Origin of the sequence: Paraburkholderia sp. J63 (assembly GCF_905220245.1) — a bacterium.
Lineage (GTDB): Bacteria > Pseudomonadota > Gammaproteobacteria > Burkholderiales > Burkholderiaceae > Paraburkholderia.
This window is the reverse complement of record NZ_CAJMZF010000001.1, coordinates 419,171-440,775: the sequence shown is the minus strand read 5'-3', so window position 1 is coordinate 440,775 and position 21,605 is coordinate 419,171. Positions and strand designations below refer to the sequence as shown.

General features: G+C 65.7%; 21 protein-coding genes. 6 read left to right on the top strand and 15 right to left on the bottom strand.

What is annotated here, in order from left to right; genetic code table 11:
* Positions 1-93 precede the first annotated feature (93 nt).
* Positions 94-3,561 carry an adenylate/guanylate cyclase domain-containing protein gene (locus tag U5775_RS01960; RefSeq protein WP_322056434.1) on the top strand — a complete coding sequence of 1,156 codons (3,468 nt, stop codon included), beginning with the start codon at positions 94-96 and terminating at the stop codon, positions 3,559-3,561.
* A gap of 66 nt (positions 3,562-3,627) precedes the next feature.
* Here U5775_RS01960 and U5775_RS01955 read toward each other — a convergent pair whose 3' ends face one another.
* The 5 genes from U5775_RS01955 to U5775_RS01935 all read right to left on the bottom strand — a co-directional run bounded on the left by U5775_RS01955 (position 3,628) and on the right by U5775_RS01935 (position 8,698).
* Positions 3,628-4,959, bottom strand: a complete 1,332-nt coding sequence (locus U5775_RS01955) for a leucine-rich repeat-containing protein kinase family protein (RefSeq protein ID WP_322056433.1) — start codon at positions 4,957-4,959, stop codon at positions 3,628-3,630.
* A gap of 110 nt (positions 4,960-5,069) precedes the next feature.
* On the bottom strand, positions 5,070-6,191 hold the full coding sequence (locus U5775_RS01950) for a dihydrolipoamide acetyltransferase family protein (RefSeq protein WP_322056432.1): 1,122 nt from the start codon (positions 6,189-6,191) through the stop codon (positions 5,070-5,072).
* A gap of 4 nt (positions 6,192-6,195) precedes the next feature.
* On the bottom strand, positions 6,196-7,176 hold the full coding sequence (locus U5775_RS01945; protein ID WP_322056431.1) for an alpha-ketoacid dehydrogenase subunit beta: 981 nt from the start codon (positions 7,174-7,176) through the stop codon (positions 6,196-6,198).
* Positions 7,169-8,266 carry a pyruvate dehydrogenase (acetyl-transferring) E1 component subunit alpha gene (gene pdhA, locus U5775_RS01940; RefSeq protein ID WP_322056430.1) on the bottom strand — a complete coding sequence of 366 codons (1,098 nt, stop codon included), beginning with the start codon at positions 8,264-8,266 and terminating at the stop codon, positions 7,169-7,171. Before pdhA ends, U5775_RS01945 begins: the two co-directional genes overlap by 8 nt.
* A gap of 102 nt (positions 8,267-8,368) precedes the next feature.
* Entirely contained in the window at positions 8,369-8,698 is a 330-nt protein-coding gene (locus U5775_RS01935; RefSeq protein ID WP_322056429.1) for a hypothetical protein, read from the bottom strand.
* A gap of 260 nt (positions 8,699-8,958) precedes the next feature.
* On the opposite strand from U5775_RS01935, the gene U5775_RS01930 reads away from it, so the two are divergent.
* Complete coding sequence (locus U5775_RS01930) at positions 8,959-9,468, top strand: DUF1269 domain-containing protein (RefSeq protein WP_322056428.1); 510 nt, start codon at positions 8,959-8,961, stop codon at positions 9,466-9,468.
* 22 nt (positions 9,469-9,490) lie between these two features.
* Here the strand turns inward: U5775_RS01930 and U5775_RS01925 are convergent, their stop codons facing one another.
* Positions 9,491-9,712 (bottom strand): hypothetical protein, encoded by a 222-nt coding sequence (locus tag U5775_RS01925; protein WP_322056427.1) that lies wholly within the window; start codon positions 9,710-9,712, stop codon positions 9,491-9,493.
* A 322-nt stretch (positions 9,713-10,034) separates the two neighbouring features.
* On the opposite strand from U5775_RS01925, the gene U5775_RS01920 reads away from it, so the two are divergent.
* A complete protein-coding gene (locus tag U5775_RS01920) occupies positions 10,035-10,436 on the top strand; it encodes a hypothetical protein (RefSeq protein ID WP_322056426.1) in 402 nt (133 codons plus the stop codon).
* Positions 10,437-10,456: 20 nt separating this feature from the next.
* Here the strand turns inward: U5775_RS01920 and U5775_RS01915 are convergent, their stop codons facing one another.
* Positions 10,457-10,669: a DUF1059 domain-containing protein gene (locus tag U5775_RS01915; RefSeq protein ID WP_322056425.1), complete on the bottom strand. Its 213-nt coding sequence runs from the start codon at positions 10,667-10,669 to the stop codon at positions 10,457-10,459.
* 444 nt (positions 10,670-11,113) lie between these two features.
* On the opposite strand from U5775_RS01915, the gene U5775_RS01910 reads away from it, so the two are divergent.
* Positions 11,114-12,508, top strand: coding sequence for an FAD-binding oxidoreductase (locus U5775_RS01910; RefSeq protein ID WP_322056424.1), 1,395 nt, complete (start codon positions 11,114-11,116; stop codon positions 12,506-12,508).
* 50 nt (positions 12,509-12,558) lie between these two features.
* Positions 12,559-12,852 carry a GYD domain-containing protein gene (locus U5775_RS01905; protein ID WP_322056423.1) on the top strand — a complete coding sequence of 98 codons (294 nt, stop codon included), beginning with the start codon at positions 12,559-12,561 and terminating at the stop codon, positions 12,850-12,852.
* A gap of 79 nt (positions 12,853-12,931) precedes the next feature.
* On the opposite strand, the gene U5775_RS01900 is transcribed toward U5775_RS01905, so the two are convergent.
* The 8 genes from U5775_RS01900 to U5775_RS01865 all read right to left on the bottom strand — a co-directional run bounded on the left by U5775_RS01900 (position 12,932) and on the right by U5775_RS01865 (position 20,216).
* Positions 12,932-13,288: a hypothetical protein gene (locus U5775_RS01900; RefSeq protein ID WP_322056422.1), complete on the bottom strand. Its 357-nt coding sequence runs from the start codon at positions 13,286-13,288 to the stop codon at positions 12,932-12,934.
* 125 nt (positions 13,289-13,413) lie between these two features.
* Complete coding sequence (locus U5775_RS01895) at positions 13,414-14,160, bottom strand: carbonic anhydrase family protein (RefSeq protein WP_322056421.1); 747 nt, start codon at positions 14,158-14,160, stop codon at positions 13,414-13,416.
* A gap of 111 nt (positions 14,161-14,271) precedes the next feature.
* Positions 14,272-14,862 carry a J domain-containing protein gene (locus tag U5775_RS01890; protein ID WP_322056420.1) on the bottom strand — a complete coding sequence of 197 codons (591 nt, stop codon included), beginning with the start codon at positions 14,860-14,862 and terminating at the stop codon, positions 14,272-14,274.
* A 90-nt stretch (positions 14,863-14,952) separates the two neighbouring features.
* On the bottom strand, positions 14,953-15,216 hold the full coding sequence (locus U5775_RS01885) for a hypothetical protein (protein WP_322056419.1): 264 nt from the start codon (positions 15,214-15,216) through the stop codon (positions 14,953-14,955).
* Positions 15,217-15,452: 236 nt separating this feature from the next.
* The gene (locus tag U5775_RS01880; RefSeq protein WP_322056418.1) at positions 15,453-16,937 is read right to left on the bottom strand and encodes an alkaline phosphatase family protein; all 1,485 of its coding nucleotides are present in this window, start codon (positions 16,935-16,937) and stop codon (positions 15,453-15,455) included.
* 318 nt (positions 16,938-17,255) lie between these two features.
* A complete protein-coding gene (locus tag U5775_RS01875) occupies positions 17,256-17,411 on the bottom strand; it encodes a DUF3309 family protein (RefSeq protein ID WP_322056417.1) in 156 nt (51 codons plus the stop codon).
* A gap of 80 nt (positions 17,412-17,491) precedes the next feature.
* Positions 17,492-19,234 carry an ATP-binding protein gene (locus U5775_RS01870; protein WP_322056416.1) on the bottom strand — a complete coding sequence of 581 codons (1,743 nt, stop codon included), beginning with the start codon at positions 19,232-19,234 and terminating at the stop codon, positions 17,492-17,494.
* 76 nt (positions 19,235-19,310) lie between these two features.
* Entirely contained in the window at positions 19,311-20,216 is a 906-nt protein-coding gene (locus U5775_RS01865) for a LysR substrate-binding domain-containing protein (protein ID WP_322056415.1), read from the bottom strand.
* Positions 20,217-20,321: 105 nt separating this feature from the next.
* On the opposite strand from U5775_RS01865, the gene phnA reads away from it, so the two are divergent.
* On the top strand, positions 20,322-21,545 hold the full coding sequence (phnA, locus tag U5775_RS01860; protein ID WP_322056414.1) for a phosphonoacetate hydrolase: 1,224 nt from the start codon (positions 20,322-20,324) through the stop codon (positions 21,543-21,545).
* The last annotated feature ends 60 nt before the right edge of the window (positions 21,546-21,605 follow it).

The following is a 21,605-nucleotide window of genomic DNA, read 5'->3' as shown; positions in this document are numbered from 1 at the left end:
AATGTTTAACTGCGGTTTAAAGGCGGTTTAACTACGATTTAAACGTGGTTTAACTGCGCCTTAAACGCGGGCACGGAGCAAGGGCCAGGTCATATGCACTGCTCAAACTGCGGATTCGACAACCTCACCGGGGCCAGATTCTGTGAGGCTTGCGGCGCCATGCTGTTGCGCGCCTGCCCGCGCTGTGGGCATGAAGCCAGCCCATCGGCCCGATTCTGCAGCGCCTGCGGCGCGCCCCTCGCCGACACGCCAGCCACGCCCTCCGCACGCGCCCCCGCCGATTCGTGCCCCCTCCCCGCGCCCATTCAATACACGCCGCACCACCTGGTCGAACGCATCCGCGCCGAGCAGGCGGCCATGGAGGCACGCGGCGAGACGGCCGGCGAGCGCAAGATGATCACGGCGCTATTCGCCGACATGGCCGGCTCCACGGCGCTCATCCACAATCTCGATCCCGAGGAGGCCCACCGGCTGATCGAGCCCGTCGTCGCGCTGATGATGGAGGCCGTCCACTACTACGAGGGCTATGTGGCCAAGTCGCTCGGCGACGGCATTCTCGCGCTGTTCGGCGCGCCCATCGCTCACGAAGACCACGCGCAGCGCGCGCTCTACGCGGCGCTGCGCATGCAGCAAACGATGCGCCGCCACAGCGACCGCATTCGTCTGGAGAAAGGCATCGCGCTGCAGATTCGCGTAGGGGTCCATACGGGCGAGGTCGTCGTGCATTCGATCCGCACCGACGACCTGCACACCCATTACGATCCGGTCGGGCAAACGATCCACATTGCGTCGCGCATGGAGAGCATCGCCACGCCCTCGTCGATCCTCGTGAGCGACTCCACCCACAAGCTGGCCGAGGGCTATTTCGAGTTCAAGGCGCTGGGCGCCACGCAGGTCAAGGGCATTCCCGATCCGCTCGTGGTCCACGAGGTCCAGGGGCTCGGCGCGTTGCGCACGCGCTTGCAGCTCGCGGCGCATCGCGGGCTCGCGCGGTTCGTCGGTCGGCAGGCCGAGCTCGATCAGTTGCGCGAGGCGCTGGAGCAGGTTCAGCATGGACGCGGGCAGGTCGTGGCCGTGGCGGGCGAAGCCGGGGTCGGCAAGTCGCGGCTCTTCCACGAGTTCAAGGAGCGCTCGCGGCGCGGCTGTCTGCTGCTGGAAACGTTTTCGGTTTCGCATGGCAAGGCCTTCGCGTATCTGCCGCTCATCGATCTGCTGAAGAACTATTTCCAGATCGCCGCCCAGGACGACGAGCGGCAATGCCGCGAAAAAGTCATGGGCAAGGTGCTCACGCTCGAACGCAGCTTCGACGATCTCGTGCCCTACCTGCTCTATCTGCTCGGCATTGGCGAGCGCGGTTCGGCGCTGCCGGAAATGGACCCGCAGATCCGGCGCGACCGCACCTTCGAGGCCATCGTCAAGCTGCTCGCGCGCGAGAGCGAGGATCAACCCGTCGCGCTGCTGTTCGAGGACCTCCAATGGCTCGATCGGGAGACCGAAGCATTCCTCGCGTGCCTGATCGAGCGCTCCACGCACGCGCGAATCCTGCTGTTGCTGAACTATCGGCCCGAGTACAAGCCCGGTTGGGCGGGCCATTACGTCCAGCTCAGGCTCGAGCCGCTGCGTCCGGCCGAGGCGCAGGGGCTGCTGGCCGCGCTGCTGGGCAACGATCCCTCGCTCGCCGCCCTCAAGCGGCTCATTCAGGAGAAGACGGAGGGCAATCCGTTCTTCATGGAAGAAGTCGTCCAGACGCTTGCCGAAGAACAATCGCTGCTCGGCGAACCCGGCCGCTACCGGATCGCGCACACGCCCACGGCTCTGCACATTCCCGCCACCGTGCAAGGCGTACTCGCGGCGCGCATAGACCGGCTGCCCGTTGCCGAGAAAGAGCTGTTGCAGACGCTCGCCGTGATCGGCAAGGAGTTCCCGTTCAGCCTGCTTCAGTGCATATGCATCGGTGAGGTCGCGCAGACGGACAGCGATCTGCGCCACCTGCTCGCGCGCCTCGCGGCTGCGGAATTCATCTACGAGCGCGCCGCGTATCCCGAGGTCGAATATTCGTTCAAGCACGCGCTGACCCAGGAGGTCGCCGGCCATTCGCTGCTCACGGAGCGGCGCAATGTATTGCACGAGCGCACGGCGCAGGCCATCGAAACCTTGTTCCCCACGCGGATCACCGACTATTGCAGCGAACTCGCGCACCACTATAGTTTGAGCGGCAATATTCCGAAGGCGGTGGAGTATTTGCACCGGGCCGCGCAACAGGCCGTTCGGCATGCCGCGCATCTGGACGCGATGCGGCACCTCCGGGCCGCGCTCGAACTGCTCAAGCGTCTGCCCGATACGCCCGCCCGCGGGCGTCGAGAACTCACGCTGCTGCTTTCGCTGGGTCCCTCGCTGATGGATGTGCAAGGCTATGGCGCGCCCGAGGTGGCGGCCACTTATACGCGCGCGCTGCAATTGTGCGAGCAGATCGGCGAGACGTCCGGGCTCTTCGCCGTGCATCTGGGATTGAGGATTCACTACATCTCGCGCGCCGAGTACAGCGCCGCGCGCGAGCTCAGTGAACGGATGCTGCGCATGGCCGCCGATGAAAAGGACTCCGGATTACTTGTCGAGGCCCATAGCGCGCTCGGTGTGTGCCTGTTCTTCCTCGGCGAATTCGCCGCGGGCCGCGAGCATCTGGAGCGCGCGCTGGCGCTCTACGACCCGGCGCAGCATCAGGCCCATGTGTTCACCCACGGCGTGGAGCCCGGCATCCGTGCCCTGAACTATCTGGCGCTGACCTTGTGGCATCAGGGCTACCCCGATCAGGCGTACCAGCGCAGCCTCCAGGCGCTGGCGATCGCACGGCAACTGGCCTACGGGCCGACCCTCGCATTCGCGCTGGCTTACGCCACCGAGTTGCACCAGCTTCGGGGCGAGGTCTCGCTGGCGCTCGAACACGCCGAAGCCGCGATGGCGATCACGTCCGATCAAGGGTTGCCCTACTGGCTCGCCTGGGGGACCGCGCTGCGCGGCTGGGCGCTGGCCCGACAGGACCGGCTTCAGGAAGGGATTGCGCAGATGCGCGAAGGCTTGGCCGATCAGCGTGCCCATGGCGGCGAAGAGGGGCGCTCGTACTTTCTGGCGCTGCTTGCCGAAAGCTACGGGATCGCGGGAGACCGGGAAGCGGCGCTCCCGGTGCTCGAAGAGGCCCTGTCGATCGCCACTAAGGCGGGCGAGCGTTACTACGAGGCCGAGTTGCATCGGCTAAAGGGGTGCTTGCTGCTCGGCGATGGCCGATCCGCGCTCGGCGCTCAGTGTGGTGAGGAGGCCGAGGGCTGTTTCCGCAAAGCGCTGGAACTGGCGCACGAACTGGGCGCGAAATCGCTGGAATTGCGCGCGGCGCTGTGCCTCGCCCGCCATTGGCAGCGCGCGGGCAAACTGGCCCAGGCCCGCGCGATGCTCTCCGAAATCTACGATGGATTTACGGAAGGCCACGATACGGCCGACCTGCAAGACGCGAAGGCATTGCTCGACGAACTCGCGATAGTCGAAGGGAGTCCTCAACATCTTTCGTGAAGTGAGCAACCAGGCGCCGGGTGCCCGCGCAAGCGGCGCCATGCAAAACCAACCCGCAGGCCCGGCTTAATCGCTCAACGCATCGAGCCGCTCGACAATGTCGTCGAACGATGGCCGCCTCTCCACCTGCTCGCCAAGACAGTCCGCCATCAGCGCGTCGAGCCCGGCGGCGCGATCGTCGGCGTTCCCGGTCAGCCGTTGCACGAGTTCTTCGAGCAGGCACCCGAACGCGCGCACCTCGATGCGTTCGAGCGCCTGGGCCCGCGCGCGGTCGGCGACATCGTGAAACGACGCCGCGCCGAAGTCGCCGAGCAGGACGTGCCCCGCGCCGTCATGCAGGATGTTGTGGGCGTAAAGATCGCCGTGCATGATCCCGCGCCGGTGCAGATGCCGCGCCGCCGACGCCATCCCGCGCGCGATACGCAACGCGGTCGGCCGGTCGAAGCGCACGTCGTCGGCATAGACGTCGCGCGTGCACGATGCGAGGCTCGGCGGCCCCGCGAGATTGCGGAACGCCGGATCGATCAAGGCCATCACGAGGCCATGCTCGTCGAGCGGATGCCCCGTGATCTTGCCCAGCACCGGGATGAGATTCGGATGCGCGCCCGCTTGCAGGCAGGCGGCCATTTCGAGGGCCGGCAAGCCGTCGCTCGTCACCGCGCCCTTGAACAGCTTCACGGCGACGGCCTCGACCGGATGCCCGTCGCGCAACAAGCGCGTCGCGCGATGGATCACGCCCGAGGCGCCCTCGCCCAGCGTCTGCCCGAGCGCGAGCGTATGCCAGTCGATATCGGGCACCGCTGCGTCGGCCATGGCGGCCTGCTCGCGCGCCGCGTTGAGCGGATTGCCGGCGTAGGCGAGCCACGCGAGACGCGGCAGGCGCAGCAGCCATTCGGGCAACGCGTCGAGATGGTTCGCGGAGATGCGCAGCAACTCCAGGCGGCTCAATGCGGCCATCGTCCCGGGTAGCACGCGCAGCCGGTTGCCGGCGAGCATCAGCTTCTGCAGATGCGCGCGCTCGCCGATCTCGGGCGGCAGCGCCTCGATGGCGTTATCGGTGAGGATCAGCCAGCGCAATTGCGGCGGCAGCGCGCTCGCTGGGACATGGCGTATCTGGTTCGTCTTGAAGCCGACCATGCTGAGCGCTTCGCACTCGCCCAGCACCGCGGGCAATTCGGTGAACGGATTATTCGAGGCGAACAGAATGCGCAACTTGCGCAGCCTCGGCAGATCGTCGGGCAATGCGCTGAGCGCATTGCCGGAGAGGTCGAGCGCTTCGAGTGTGTCGGCGAGCTCGAAGATCTCGCGCGGAAATTCGCTCAGCCCGCAGGCGAGCTTGAGCTGTCGTGCGCCGGCGAGCTGTCCGTCGCGCAGTTGTTCGAGGGTGGAGGTCTTCACGCGTGGATCGATCGGCGAATGGCTTTAAACAAGGGCAAAAAAACGCAGACCGGCGCGCAACGTGGCGCCGGCCACGGCCATTCTAGCGGCAGACGCCGGGCGCGCCATCGCTATTGCGCCCGTTCGAGGTCTTCAATCGCGGCGGCCAGAAAGCGCGCGGCCTCGCCGCCCGTGACCACGCGATGATCGAACGTCAGGCTCAGCGGCAAAATCCTGTGCACGGCGGGCGCGCCCTCGTGTGCGACGACCTGGTCGTGGATGCGCCCCGCGCCCAGGATCGCGACCGTGGGCGGCACCACCACGGGCGCCGCGTATTTACCGGCGATCATGCCGAAGTTGGACAGCGTGATCGTGTTGCCGCGCATTTCCTCGGGCGGAATCTTGCGCGCGCGAATGTCGGTGCGCATGCGCTCAAGTCCGGCGCGCAGGTCGGCCGCGTCGCGATGCGCGACGTCGCGCAGCACCGGCACGAACAAGCCCTCGGGCAGATCGACGGCGATGCCGAGATCGATTTTCGCGAGCACGTGGCGCCGCTCCATCTTCGCGTCGAACCAGGCGTTCAGGCCCGGCTCCGCGCGGCACCCGGCCACCAGCGCGCGGACCAGGCGAATCGTCACGTCGGTATGGGGCGGCCACGCGTGAATGTCGGCGTCGTCGATGACAGTGGCGGCCGCCACTTCGTGCTGGGCGCGCGCCATGTTCTGCGCCATCGCGCGCCGCACGCCGCGCAGCACCTCGGGCGGCCCGAGCTCGGCGAGGAGTCTCGCCGCGCGTTGCACGTCGGCGGCCGTGATGACGCCCTCGGGCCCCGAAGGCGTCACCATCGCGAGGTCGATGTCGAGCTTGCGCGCGAGCGCGCGCACCGCGGGCATCGCCTTGATGGCGCCATGTGCCCCACCCGCGCCGCCGCCGGGCACGGCAGGCGCCTCCTCCTGCATGGGTTGCGTGCCCACTTCCATGTGGCCGACCACGGTGCCCGCATCGGCATCGTCGGCGCCTTCGCCTTCGAACGCGGCCAGCGGCGCGCCCAGATGCACGATGTCGCCGGGCTTGCCGAACAGCTTTGCGATGCGGCCCGCTTGCGGCGATGGAATCTCGACAATCGCCTTGGCCGTCTCGACCGAGACGAGCGGCTGATCGGCGCGAATCTCGTCGCCGCTCTTGACGTGCCATTCGACGATTTCCGCTTCCTGGAGGCCTTCGCCCAGATCGGGCAGCTTGAAGATCTTCATGGTTTCACTGCGCCTCCAGCGCTTGCCTGACGGCGGCGACGATGCGCGCCGTCGCCGGCATGTAGTGGCTTTCGAGCCGGTAGAGCGGGACCACCACGTCGTAGCCCGTCACGCGCTGCACCGGCGCAAGCAGCGTATAAAGGCCGCGCTCGGCGATACCGGCAGCAATCTCCGCGCCCACGCCGCCCGTGCGCGAGCCTTCGTGCACGATCACGCAGCGGCCCGTTTTGGCCACCGAGGCGAGAATCGTCTCCATGTCGAGCGGCTTGAGCGTGGCCACGTCGATCACCTCCGCGCTCACGCCCTCCTGCGCCAGCCGATCGGCGGCCGCCAGCGCCTCCTGGAGCGCGCCGCCCCAGCTCACGAGCGTCACGTCCGCGCCGTCGCGCAGCACGTAGCAGCAGTCGAGCGGCAGCGCTTCGCCGTTGTCCTCCACGGCCTGCCTGAAGAGACGATAGAGACGCGTGGGCTCGAAGAAGATCACCGGATCGGGGTCGCGGATGGCCGCCAGCAGCAGGCCATAAGCGCGCGCGGGCGACGACGGGGTCACGACGCGCAACCCCGGTATGTGCGCGAACAACGCCTCGGGGCTTTCGGAGTGATGCTCGGGCGCGTGGATGCCCGCGCCGCTCGGTGCGCGCACCACGAGCGGGCACGCGAGCCGGCCGCGCGTGCGGTGCCGCAAACGCGACGCATGGTTCAGCAAGTGGTCGATGGCCGGATAAATGAAGCCGCTGAACTGGATCTCCGCGACGGGCCTCAGGCCCATCGCCGCCATGCCGACCGCCGTGCCGCCGATCGCCGTTTCCGCGAGCGGCGTATCGAGCACGCGCTGCGCGCCGAAGCGCGCCTGCAAGCCCGCCGTCGTGCGAAACACGCCGCCGTTCACGCCGATGTCCTCGCCGAGCAGCACGACGTCGGGGTCGTGCTCGAGCGCCCAGGCGAGCGCGAGATTGATCGCCTCGACCATGTTCAGATCAGCCATGGCCGTTCTCCGCAGGCGGCGCGAGCTCGGCAAAACGCTGCGCCATCGCCCTTTGCTCGCGCAGCGCGAGCGGCAGGACCTCGTGGAGATGATCGAACATCGCGGCCACCTCGGGCGGTGCGACCGCGAGATAGGCCTCGACAGCCTCTTCGACCTCGGCGCGGCAGGTCTTGCCGATCTGCTCGTCCTGCGCCTTGTCCAGCACGTTCATGCGCATGAGCCAGAGCCGCAGGCGGCGCAGCGGCTCGTATTCCCACTGCTGGCTCAGCACTTCGGCGTCGCGATAGCGCGTGGCGTCGTCGGCCGTCGTGTGGTCGCCGAGGCGATAGCTGAGCGCTTCGATCAGAGTGGGGCCTTCGCCGCGCCGGGCTTTCGCGAGCGCGGCCTCCGCCACCTCGCGCACGGCGATCACGTCGTTGCCGTCGACCTGCAAGCCGTCGATGCCCGCGGCGATGGCTTTTTGCGCGAGTGTTTGCGCCGCGCTCTGCCGGCTGCGCGGCAGCGAAATCGCCCACTGGTTGTTGTTGATGATGAGCACGAGCGGCGCGCGCCACGCGCCGGCGAAATTCATCGCCTCGTAAAAATCGCCCTTCGAGGTCGCGCCGTCGCCGAAGATCGTCACCGCGACGCGCGGCTCGCGGCGCAGCAAGAACGCATAGGCGGCGCCCGCCGCGTGGCAGACCTGCGTCCCGATCGGCACGCAGTTCGGAAAGTCGAGACGCGGCACGCCGAAGTCGCTGCCGCGCTCGTCGCCGCCCCAATAGAGCAGGCTTTCCGTCATCGTGACGCCGCGCAGCAATTGGGCCGCGTGATCGCGGTAGGAGGGAAACAGCACGTCTTCGGGCCGCATCGCGCTGGCCACGCCCACGCCTGTCGCCTCCTGGCCCAGCGACGAGGCAAACGTGCCGAGCTGGCCCGTACGTTGCAGGGCCACCGCCTTGGTGTCGAACGCTCGCGTCAGCACCATGGCGCGATAGAGCGGCAGGAGCGCGGCGGGATCGCTTGCAAAGGGCGGCAGCGGTTGAACGGGCTCGCCGTCGGGGCCGAGATACTGCGTGTAGCCGATTTGAAAACTGGCAGCCGTGGTCATGACGGCCATCTCCTTGGTGTTTTCAAATATCGTAGGTCTTCTTGCGCGTGCGTGCTGGTGGGTGGTTATGCGTGGATATGCGTGCCTGTGCGTGTGTTTTCCCTACGCCGCGCTGAAAACCACGGCGCCCTGGTTGGCGACCTGGGTGAACGCCCGCACGAAGCGGTAAGTCTGCCCGCCGATGGTGAGCTCGTTGAACCCCGACTGCGTGACGCCCAGCACGGCGCTCGCCATTGCGTTTCGAATCGCGCCGTGACGTGTCCAGCCTTCCTCAGGCTCGCTCGCGTCGCCAAGGAAAATGTCGCTGCTCTCCGCGTGGCTGCGAACCAGAATCAGGCTCTGCCCCTTGTCCAGCAGCAGTTCGAGATATTCGGCGAGCGTCGCCAGCGCCTCGGCATCGGCGTGGTGAGGCTCACGAGAGATTGAGGTCATAGGGCACCTGCGCTGATTCGCTAATTCGTTTTAGTTCGCTGATTCGCCGGTTGTGGCGGGTTGGAACGACGCTTTCTATCCCGCTTTCTATCCTACACGCCCGCGTTGCAATTGCGCGCGGATATGTACCGCGGCGATGCACGGCGCTCAGGGGATTAGCGGTGAATAGTGGCCGAGGCGCGACGCGCCAGTTCGCTGTGGCAGGCGTACCATCAATCATTACCCCGCGACCATCGTCGCTTGAGCAAAGGGGAGCCAACATGAGACGTCTTTATTTCCTGGCACCTGACATTCCCACCGCGAGGGCCGTCGTGGACGACCTGTTGCTGGCGCGCGTCACGTGGCGGCATTTGCACGTGCTCGCGAACCATACGGTCCAGCTCGATCAATTGCCGGGCACTTCCTTGCTGCAAAGCAGCGACGTCGTGCACGCGCTCGAGCGCGGCGTGGCGCTAGGCGGCGCGGCGGGCGCGATCGTGGGTCTCGCGGCGCTCGTGTTTCCGCCCGCGGAACTCGTCATCGGCGGTGGTGCCGTTGTGGCATTGACGCTGGCGGGCGCGGGCTTTGGCGCATGGACGGCCGCCATGATCGGCGTGGACGAGCCCAACACGCGGCTCGAACGCTTTCGCGAGGCCATCCGCGACGGGCAGTTCCTGATCATGGCCGACGTGCCGGCCTCGCGCGAGGAGGAAATCGCGCAGACGGTCGCAAAGCACGTTCCGAAAGCCGATCCGGAAGGCGCAGAACCTACGACGCCGATTTTCCCGTGACCTTGACGGCCACTCCGGGCGGCTACTGGTCGTGTGCAAGCGCCTCTAAACGGGCGTCGCCCGCGTCTTTCGCCGCGCGCTGATTGGTGTAGGTTTCGTCGGATACCAATACACGGCGCACGTCGCGCGCCGCGAAGTCGACCAGCGAGATAACCCACACCCAGCCGCCCGTCCGCTCGGCCGTATGCACGAATGCGCGCACGTCGCCCTTGTCACCCTTATCGCCCTTGTTACCCGTGTTCATGTGACCTCCGTTGAAGAACCCCATGGAGAGCATGACTCGTGCCGGCCAGGCCCGCTATGACGGTTTCGTTGCATGAGTCGGCCCACGCGTCGTTTCATTTTAGGCAATGGGGATAGGGATACTACGCGATCGGTGCGTCCCCACGGGCGTTTATATGTCACTATTTAATCGCTGCGTTTGATCCTGAGATCACGCGTCACGCGTCGCTCATGAATTTGCTTCGTTTTCCGAATTATATTCGGTCCCCCAACCGCAAGCGCCCCACTCCCCTTCACGCGGTAAAATTCCGCGAAACCTCACGTCCTACCTCGTGGAGCCCGTCATGGGAAGCGAATGGCGACGCCGCATCAAGCTGTTTATCCAGCGCTTCTGGCAGCCCACCAGCGCATGCATGACCTGCATGCCGGGGAGCTGGGGCAACATCATGAGCCTCGCGCACTGGGCCATCGCATTCAGAACGGGATTGCTCACCGGCGTGCTGGCCGTGCTGCTGACCTTCACGCCGGCGTCGAAGCTGTATGCGAACCGCTATGGCAATGCGCTCGTCGTCGGCTGTCTGACCGCGTTGGGCGACGCCTATTCTCACAAGAGCCACTATCGCATTCCCGTTCTCGAGCACCTTCTCACGGGCTGCATGTCGGGATTGTTCGCGCTCGCGGCGTCGTGGTTATTCGAAGACCGTGCGCGCCGGATTCGCACCGCATGGCTGTATTTGTTCGGATAATTCAGTGTATTTTCGATGCCTCACGCTGGACGCGGCGCGTCCGCGGGCGGCGTGCCTTCATGGAACAGCGTGGCGAGCTGCGCGCGCAATTCCGGCGTATCGGCGTGGCGATGAATCGTTACCGCGTGCTGCACCGCGGCCTCTAGAAGCTCCTTTTGCGAATCCGCGGAGATGGCAACCGTGCAGTTCATCTCGCTGGGGAACTCCCTGCAGTCGATATACATGCGAGTCATATCGGGGCTCCTGGTTAATCAATTAAATGCATGCTTCCGGCCATGCCGGAGCACACGAACAAATTTTAGGTTCCGTGCAAACAGCTTGCTAGAATATCGAGAGACGACGCGACATTCACGACATCTCGCGCCGGATCCGGCCGGGTATTCTTCATAACGATTCAGGATTGCTAACCATCCTGAACGCTCCGGCAACCTGATACAGCCGCGCCCCGTTCACAGAACATCCATCCGCGAGGCTGCGCAGCTTCGCCTTCCCTGGCGCGCGAGCTGCCTTCACGAAAGCCCGCTCTTCCTGCTTTCCCCACGGGACATCTTGCGTCCCGCCCAGAGCAACCCGCATCCAGAGTCCGCAGATGACGCCGGACCGGTCTGTTGCGCCGCCCGCCGCCGTTGGACCGCGCCATGCGGCCTACGCGTTTCTGCCCAAATGAGAGGTGTGCGATGTCGAGCCTGCCGAGCGATTCCATCGAAACATTGAAAAGCGCGCTGCGCGGTCAGGTGCTGCAGCCAGCGGACGCGGGCTACGACGAAGCCCGGCAGATATGGAACGCCATGATCGATCGGCGCCCCGCGCTGATTGTCCGTTGCCAGGGCGCCGCCGACGTGCGCTGCGCCGTGAACTTCGCCCGCGACGCGGGTCTCGCGATCGCCGTGCGCGGCGGCGGCCACAATATCGCGGGCAGCGCGATGTGCGACGGCGGGCTCGTGATCGATCTCTCGCCGATGAAATCGGTGCGGGTCGAGCCGTCCACGCTGCGCGCCTATGTCGAACCGGGCGCCACGCTGGGCGACTTCGATCACGAAGCGCAGGCGTTCGGTCTCGCCACGCCGCTCGGCATCAATTCGACGACGGGCGTGGCCGGTCTCACGCTCGGCGGCGGATTCGGCTGGCTGAGCCGGCGCTTCGGCATGACCGTCGATAATCTGCTTGCCGCCGACGTCGTGAGCGCGGAGGGCGCACTGCTGCGCGCGAGCGCCGACGAGCACGACGATCTCTTCTGGGCCATTCGCGGCGGCGGCGGCAACTTCGGCGTGGTGACGTCGTTCGAGTTCGCGGTTCATCCAGTGGGCCCCAAGATCTACGGCGGGCTCGTGGTGCTGCCGCTCGCGGCCGCGCGCGACGCCCTGGTGAAATACCGCGAAGCCGCGGCCGCCATGCCCGACGAGCTGACCGTCTGGAGCGTGCTGCGTCTCGCGCCGCCGCTGCCGTTCCTGCCCGCCAGCGTGCACGGCACGCCCGTGATCGTGTTCGCGATCTGCTACACGGGTCCGCTGGAAAACGGGCCGGCCGCCGTCGAGCCCGTGCGCGGCTTCGGCCCCGCCTGCGGCGAGCATCTCGGGCCCATGCCTTATGCAGCGTGGCAACAGGCCTTCGATCCGCTGCTCACGCCGGGCGAGCGCAACTACTGGAAGTCGCACAACCTCGCCGAGATACCGGACGGTCTCATCGACGCGCTCCTCGCCGCGATCGACACGTTGCCGTCGCCGCAGTGCGAGATCTTCTTCGGCCAGATCGGCGGCGCGACGCAGCGTGTGGCGCCCGAGGCCACGGCCTATCCGAATCGCGACGCGCTTTACGTCATGAACGTGCATGGCCGCTGGACCGATCGCGCCGACGACGACCGCTGCGTCGCCTGGGCGCGCAGCTTTTTCGAGGCGTCGGCGCCTTATGCGCTCGGCAGCGTCTATGTGAACTTCCTGACCGAAGACGAGGCCGCGCGCGTGGCGTCCGCCTATGGTCCGAACATGGAACGGCTCGTTGCGGTCAAGACCCGCTACGACCCGCACAATCTCTTCAGCCGTAACCAGAACATCCGGCCCGCCGCCCATTCGTAGGGTGCATCTAGCGTGAGCCGCTTTGGCAAGCCCTGGTAAGGAGAATCGTTATGCCAACCTATGTGGTACTCGCGGAATTTACGGATCAAGGCATCCGCACGATCAAGAACAGCGCGCAGCGCGCCAGCCAAACCGCCGAAATGGCCAAGGCCTACGGCTGCGAGATGAAGCAGATCTACTGGACGCTGGGTCAGTACGACATTGTCACGGTCATCGAAGCCGCCGACGAGGCGGGCTTCATGGCGTTCGGGCTCGCCCTGGGCTCCGCCGGCAACATCCGCACGCAAACGCTGCGTGCCTTCAACAAGGATGAATTCAGCGCGATGCTCGGCAAGATTGGCTGACGCGTGCAAGCCGTGGCGAGCGTGCGATCCTGCGCGCTCGCCTTCGCCGTCTCGACGCTATGGGTCCACAAGATGGCGCTTAGCTTGGCGCGCCGCTTTGCTTCGTGCGCCGCCTGCGCCTGCGCTCCCACCAGCTCATGCAATTCGCCACGGCGGCCGCAATGAACGTGACGAGCGTGGAAGTGGACGACGTGATGAGTATCCGCTCCTCGGGTTCCAGTGGCGTCGCTGCACGTTGCGATGAGGATGCGAATGACGTTGCCGGTGCGCTCGCCGGCAGGGCTCGCGACGTGTCGTTCGACTGCACGGCAGTCACTTGCTGAGGGTGATTCGCCGTCTTGTATCGAACGAAAAGCGCGGCGGTCACGCAGAAGAACCCCACGAAAAGCCCAAGGAACAAGCGGCAAAACAACTCCAGCCTGGTGGCGTTTCCCATGGTTGCCTCCCTCGTCTTTTATGGTGACCGCCCGTCTATATTGCGCCGGAAACGTTCACGGCGCTCATGCGGGCGTTGAAAGACGAAAGGGCAAACGAAGCTGTTATGGTGCGATACCAGCGCGATCAGGCAAGAAACTCCACCGCGCCCGTTCCCAGGTTGTACATCGCACCGACGATCCGGATCTTCCCCTGGGTCTCCAGCTCCGCGAGCACCGGACTGTTCTGACGAATATTGGCGATGGTCATTTCGACATTCTTGCGCGCGACCGCGTTGACGAACGTGTAGTTCGATGCCGAGCGATCGCCTTCATAGGTCGTGGCCTGCACGGCGGGTTTGATTCTGTCCAGCAAGCCGGTGAGATTGCCCAACTCGACGTTGGCAATGGCGCCCTTGATGGCGCCGCAGGCCGTGTGTCCCATCACGACGATGACCTTCGCCCCGGAGAGCTTGCACGCGAACTCCATGCTGCCGAGGATGTCGTCGTTCTCGACATTGCCCGCGACGCGGCAATTGAAAATATCGCCAATCCCGAGATCCATGATGACTTCGGCCGGTGCGCGCGAATCGATGCAACTGAGCAGCACCGCGGCGGGAAACTGGCCGCCCGCACTCGCCCGTTGCTCGCGAAGATAATTGCGCGACTTGCGCTCGCCGAACTGGAAGCGCGCGTTGCCCTGCTTCATGAGCTCGATGATCTGCTCGGGCGTCAGGCGTTCGCGTTGCGCCTTCGTCAATGCGTCGGCGCGTGCCGGCGTCGTGGCGGCCGGACCCGTCGCGAGGCCAACGACCGCAGCCGTACCCGCGAGCTTGAGAAATCGCCTGCGCCCCGAACCGCGGTATTGCTTCGGATACCACACTATCTTGCACATGGCCGGATTCCCCCGATTCGATCGACGCGCTTCACGAATACGGATTCAATATAGGCCATCGCAAGAGCGGTTCAAGCGAGGTTCAAGCGCACCCGGCCCCATCATGCGGGGTCAAGGGTGCAGACCGAACATCCCGCGCCAGATTGCGCTGAAGAAGTCCGTCTGGGCGCGGCCGGCGCCCGGCTCGTCACTACGCGCGCGCGGCTCGGCGGATTGCGGGCGCTCCTCGTGCGCTGGCTCGCTCGTTTGCTCGCTCGTGGCCGTGCTCGCCTGACGCGACAAATGCAACTCGACCGCACCATCGGCAATACGCCCAGCCAGCTGCGCTTCGCAATCACGCCCGAGCAATACCCCGAACACCACGTCGCGATTGTGCCCCTCCCCGGCAAAGCGCATCGCAACGGCCACGTGCCGCGCGTACTCCGCGTCGCGGGCGGCCTGCACGCGCGCCGCTTCCTCGTCGCGCTCGCGGGCGAGGCGCTCCATTTCCTCGGCGTACACCTCATCGTAGACGCGGCGCTGCTCGGGATCGGCGAGGATCGCGTAGGCCTCTTTAATCTCCTGGAACTGCGCATGCGCGGACGCTTCGCGCCCCACGTTGCGGTCCGGATGTACTTTCATCGCGGCCCGCCGGTAAGCGCGCTTGATTTCCGCGTCGCTCGCGTCCGCACGAACGTTCAGCAAGTCGTACAACGTCGCCATGGCTCACATCGATCGAAGTGGATGTCACGTCGATCGTAGCATGCGAGACGCGCCCCCACGGAGCGGCCGCCGATTGTGAACGTTGCAATCTCAGTCGTCGAATTTCCCGGCCTGAAGCGCGTCGTCGAAATCCGTGATCCACGGAGCGAAGTGGTCGGTATCGTAGGTTTCCGTCTTGCCGTTGGTGATGCGCGTCACGCAAACCTGGCGGCTCGCGGCCTTGACGCCGCCGGCCGGATCGTCGCCCCGGTGAGTGAAGCTGAACTCGCCGAGCTCGAACCCCCGGCTCGTCAGCACCGCCTTGACGTCTGCCTGTTCATCCCAGGAAAACCCGGCAAAGTCGTGGGCAGTCATGTTCATCTCCTCGGCGCGGCGAGCGCAAATATCCTGGCACGGTGACGGGGCGAAACGGATCGAGCGGCACGAATCCCCGTCGCTCTTGCCGACACATTGCCATTGTTCGGCCAAAGTTGCCATGGGGGACCATCAGGGGCCATCAGGTGCCGTCATGCGCGGCGCTCTACGTTCGTTCCCAAACGTTTAATGGAACGACGGAGAACGCCCGGCTAAAGCGGAGCGCCCGCGCGAGCTCAGGACCCGGTCTTGAACCCCAGCGCGGCGGCCTTGGCGCGAAGGTCCGCGAAGCGGTCCGAGGTCGGATTGTTCGCGAGCTCCGCCTGATCGATGGCCGATACCGCGCTCGACGCCGCGGGCGCCGTCGCCCCCGCGCAGACCGCGCCGAACGGACCCTGCGCGACGTTGAACGCCGGGGCGTCGGTGCGCGCGGCATCGGTGAAGTCGAGCGCATAGGCGAGGTTGAGCGTCGCCGAATCGGTGCCGCGCACGCCAAGCGGTTGCAGGCCGAAACGCCATTGCAGCAGCGCATGGATCGAGCTCGGATCGAACGGATAGCGCGTCACCGTGCCCGCGCGTACGCGTGGGCCAATGAGCGCGAGCGGCACGCGAAAACCGAGCTTGCCGTCGTTGCCGAGCGCAAGCTCGTTTTTGCTGATCGGCCTGACCGGCGGCGCCACGTGCTCGAGAAAGCCGCCCCATTCGTCATACACGACGATCATCAGCGTGCGGTTCCACGCCGGGCTCGTGCGCAGCGCGTCATAGACCTGCGCGAGAAACGCCTCGCCATTGCGGATGTCCGCGTGCGGATGATCGTCGGAGGAAACGCCCTGCTCCTCGCCGGCGAAGGCCGGGTCGACCATGCAGAACGGCGGCAGCGTGCCTGCCGCCGCATTGGAAAGAAAGTCGGAGAACGGGTGGGAAATGCCGAGGTAGCGCTCGCCATAGAGCGCCGTGAACGGCACGTCGTGATAGTAATAATTGCAGCCCACGTTGGCCGCGCTCAGGTTGTCCCAGATCGTCGCGAGCGAGCAGTTGTCGAGACTGTCGTCGAGGCGGTCGGTCGTTCCGCTATGCAGATAGATGCGGTTAGGAAACGTGCTGGTCAGGATGCCGCTGAAATAAAAATCGCCGATCGTGTAATTGCTCGCGACGGCGCTAAAGAATTCGAGGTCCGCTGATGTGTAGTAGCCAATGGGCAGCAAATCGCCTTGCGTCTGGCTCGTGCCTGGCGTAAGCAGCCAGCCGTTCATCGCGCCGGAAGCCAGCTGCGTGCGCGCCCCGGCGTAGCTGTGATTGGGATCGTTGTATGCGCACGCCTGGTAGCCATAGGCAGAATTCGCGGAAAGCGGGAACGGTGTCTGTGGCGTGCCGAAGGCGTCGGTGAACTGCTGGTTCGAGGGCATGCCCTCGGCGCCGGGCACCCAGCTCATGAAGTGGTCGAACGAGCGATTCTCCATCGTCACCAGCACGATGAAGTCGATGCCCGAACTCGCGGGAACGGGCAGCGAGGGACGCGGCAGGCTATAGCGGTCGCCGGCATCGGGAGAGGGAACGTCCACGACCGAGGGCGCGGGTGCGCCGCCGTCGCCGCCTGACCCGCCACCGCCACCTCCGCCGCCACCGCAACCCGATAGCGCGACACTGCCGGCAACCGCGGCCACGCCCGCCAGAAAGCGACGGCGGTCGTATCGATAAAGCAGTTTATTCCCGTCTTGCATGGCAACGTCTCCCTGGCAGGACGCCGCGCGTCTGACGACGATGAAGCGCCCATAAAACGCCAATAAAGCGCCGATGAAGCGAACACGCTCGAACAGCAGGACGCCGATTCATAGCAATGTTCGCTCCCGGCTTGGCCGATGCGGCCGCGGGACGACCAGGGAATGCAGTCCCGCGCGACAGGGAACGCCGCGACAACGACAACACCACGACAACACTACGACACCGCGAGGCATCACCCTCGCGGCACAACGATTAGACATCCGAACAATATCGGCCCGGCAACGGGAAATGCCGGGAAATACAGGGAAAAGGAAGGGCTAGATCATCCCCATCACGACGAGCACGATCACGATAATGAGGACGACCCCCAGCGTGCCAGATGGTGCATAGCCCCACGAGCGGCTATGTGGCCACGCGGGAAAAGCGCCGATCAGCAGCAGGATCAGGACAACCAGAAGCAAGGTGCTGAGCATGATGCCTCCATGTTTATCGAAAATGACCTGCTATGTGGAGCAATGCGAGTGCCTGACGCCCCGCGGCCGGCTCCCGGTCTTCACCCCGCGGGCGTATCGAGCACCTGGCGAATGGCCCGCGCGAGTTCATCGAGCCGGTACGGCTTGCTGATGAGCGCCACGCCCGGATCGAGCTTGCCGTCGTGGAAAATGATGTCGCGCGTGTAGCCCGATGCGAACAGGACCCACGCATTGAACGGCGGACCACTGGCGATCCGTGCGAGTTCGCTGCTGCGCACCGTGCCCGGCATCACGACGTCGGTGAACAGGAGATCGAAGTGCTGACGGCTCTGAATGATCCGGAGCGCGGAATCGCCGTCCTGGGCGGAAAGCACCTTGTAGCCGAGCTGCACGAGCATTTCGATCGCGGTCATGCGCACGTCGGCATCATCCTCGACGATGAGCACCGTTTCGCCGCCGCGTTCCTGGCGTGCGACGGCCGGCCGGTGCGATTCGGTTTCCGTGTCGATGCTGCGCGGAAAGTAGAGATCCACGGTCGTGCCACGGCCTTCCTGGCTGTCGATGAAAACGTAGCCCGAGCTCTGCGACACGAAGCCATGCACCATGCTGAGGCCGAGCCCCGTTCCGTGGCCTTCGGCCTTGGTCGTGAAGAACGGTTCGAACACGCGCGCCTTCACGCGCTCGGGCATGCCCCTGCCGCTGTCCCGCACGGAAAGGCGCACATATTGCCCCGTCGGCACGCCGGCCTGCGCGGCGCGTGCGTCGTCCTGGGCCTCGATGCTCGTGACGCTGATATGGATCTGGCCCGGCCCGTCTATCGCGTCGCGCGAATTGATGACGAGGTTCAGCAGCGCGCTTTCGAGTTGACTGCGATCCGCGCAGACATGCCAGCCCTCGTGCCCATCCGTGATGGAAAGCGCGATGGATTCGGGCAAGGTATGGCGCAGCATCTCGGCCATCCCCTCGACGAGGCGCAAGGGATTGAGCACGGCCGGCGCGAGCGGCTGGCGCCGCGCGAACGCCAGCAGTTGCGCCGCCAGCTTCGCGCCTCGCGACACGGCAGCGCTCGCGGCGGCCACGCGCTTTTCGAGCACCGTCGTGCCCCTCGTCGCGAGCTCGATGAGCTGCAGATTGGCCGAGATCACGTGGAGCACGTTGTTGAAGTCATGGGCAACGCCGCCGGTCAGGCTGCCGATGGCCTCCAGCTTCTGCGCCTGCCGCAGTTGTTCTTCCATCGCCACGCGCGCGGCGACTTCGGTGGCCACGCGCTGCTCAAGCGTCTGGGTCAGTTGCAGCAGCGCCGCCTCGGCCTCGCGACGCTGCCTTTCAGCGAGGATCTTCTCCGTGGTCTCGAACACGATGGCGATGACGCCGGCCGGCTGCCCATCGTCCTCCACAACGGGGCTGTAGCTCAGGTCCAGCCACACATCCTCGGCATGCCCCTCGCGGTAGAGCACGAGCTGCTTGTCCTTGTAAGTCAGCGTGCGGCCCGCGAGACAGGTGTCGATCACATGCCGGTTGAACGAAGCGACCTCGGGCCAGCCGACCTCGACCGGCTTGCCCAGCAAGAACGGATGCCGGCCGCCCGCGAACACCGCGTACGCATCGTTGTAGATCATCGTGCCTTCGCGGCCCCAGAGCATCACGAGCGGCGAAGGCGAGGCGAGCAGCAGCTTCGCGGTGGCAACGAGGCTGGCCGACCAGTTTTCGCGCGGGCCCGGCGCGGTGCCGCGCCAGTCGAAGGCGTCGATGCGCTGCGCCATCTCGCCATGCCAGCCGGAGCACTGGCTGGCCATCGAGGGCGAGGTTTGCGCGTCGTCCATGGTTTCCGCCTCTTTGTGCTCCAGATAACATCTGCGGATAGTGCGCAATTCCCGCGCCCGCGCGAACCGTCCTGCCTCAGCGATCGGCCGGCTGGCTGCTCGCCGCCCCGTTGGCCTGCAGCCAGTCGAGGAAATCTCTCATGTGCACGGGCTTGTCGGCGTCCAGCGGCACGAGCGCGTGATAGGTCGTCCCTTCCGAGACCAGCGAGGGAAACGGCTTCTGCACGCGCCCCGCCACGCAATCGGATTCGAGCGTCGGAAACGGGCCGATACCGAAGCCCAGCCCGTCGACCACGGCTTGCAGCGTCACGAAAAAATGGTCGAACCTCAGGGTCCGGTTCGCCCGCAGTTCCGCCTGGCCGACCGCGGCCAGCCACGCTTCCCAATCGCCGGGGCGCGTCTCGCTCGTGAGCCAGGTCTCGGCGGCCAGCGCTTCGACCTCGGTGAGCCCCGTTCGCGCGATCAACCGGGGGCTCGCGATAACCGTGTTGTGCTCCCGGAACAGCGGCCAGCTCTGAAACTGGCCGCCCGGCGGCACGTGGGGCCGTATCGCGACGTCGAAGCTCCCGCGCAAGCCGGGCTCCGTCGACATCGCCGTGGATACGCGCACGTCGACGTCCGGGCACACCTCGGCAAAACGCGGCAGGAGCGGGATCAGCCAGCGCATCGCCACCGTTGCCGAAGCGCTCACGCGGATCACCTTGACGCGCTGATTCTTGCCGTAGCGCTCGGCCGCGTCGCCGATATGGTCGAACGCCGCGCTGATTTCGCGGGCGAACGCGCGCGCATGCGAGGTGGCCACCATGCTCTGGCCCTCGCGCGCGAAGAGCGGCTGGCCGAGCCAGTCTTCGAGGATCGCAATGTGGCGGCTCACGGCGCCGTGCGTGAGGTGTAGTTCGCGCGCAGCCGCCGAATAGCTGCCCGCGCGCGCGGCGACTTCGAACACCCGCAACGCATTGAGTGGGGGAAGTTTGTCTCTCATATGTGAGTTTTTGTGACAGATAGCGCGTGATTTTTTCGGTTGTGTGAGCGGATTGTCCAATTTACGCTTGGACCAAGTCAACCAGAAAGCCAGAAAGGTCCCCCGATGTCCCAGCCCCTTACCGTCAATGCCCGCACCTACCGCCTGCCCGCCGCCCCGACCATCGTGATTTGCGTCGACGGTTGCGAGCAGGAGTACATCAACCAGGCGATCCTGGCCGGCCAGGCGCCGTTTCTCGCGAAACTGGTCGAGTTCGGCACGGTGCTGACCGGCGACTGCGTGGTGCCCTCGTTCACCAACCCGAACAACCTCTCGATCGTGACCGGCGCGCCGCCTTCGGTGCACGGCATCTGCGGCAACTTCTTCTTCGACGAGGAAGCGGGCGCGGAAGTCCTCATGAACGATCCCAAGTACCTGCGCGCGCCCAGCATCCTCGCCGAAATGGCGCGCGCGGGACAGCGCGTCGCAGTCGTCACCGCGAAGGACAAGCTGCGCGCGCTGCTGGGGCACGGCTTGCAGGGGATCTGCTTTTCGGCGGAGAAGGCCGACCAGGTCACGCTCGAACAGAACGGCATCGAGCGCATTGTCGAGCGCGTGGGCATGCCGGTGCCGTCCGTGTACAGCGCGGAGCTCTCGCAGTTCGTGTTCGCGGCGGGCCTCTCGCTGCTGCGCGAGGAACGGCCCGACCTGATGTATCTGTCGACGACCGATTACGTGCAGCACAAGCACGCACCGGGCACGCCCGAGGCCAACGCGTTCTACGCGATGATGGACCACTATCTCGCGGGCTATCACGCCGAAGGCGCGGTGCTGGCCATCACCGCCGACCACGGCATGAACGCGAAGACCGACGCGGCGGGCCGACCCAACATCGTCTATCTGCAAGACCGTCTGGACGAACAGTTCGGTGTACGAAGCACGCGGGTGCTCTTGCCGATCACCGATCCTTATGTCGTGCATCACGGCGCGCTCGGCTCCTATGCCACGGTCTATCTCGGCGACAGCCAGGCGGCCGGCGCGGTGACGGAGTTTCTGCGCGGCATTAACGGCGTCGAGGCGGTGCTGACGCGCGCGCAAGCGAGCGAACGCTTCGAATTGCCGCCGGACCGCATCGGCGAGCTCGTCGTGCTGGGCGAACGGTTGACGGCGCTCGGCAGCGCGGCCAGCCAGCACGACCTCTCGGGCTTGAACGTGCCGCTGCGCTCGCACGGCGGCGTGTCCGAGCAGAAAGTGCCGCTCCTTTTCAACCGCAAGCTCAGCGGGATCGAGAGCGCCCGCCGCCTGCGCAACTTCGACGCCTTCGATCTCGCCCTCAACCACCTCGCCTGAAACTTCACCTCGTTCCTCACAATAACGGCCAGCGCGACATAGATCGCGCGCCGCAGGAGA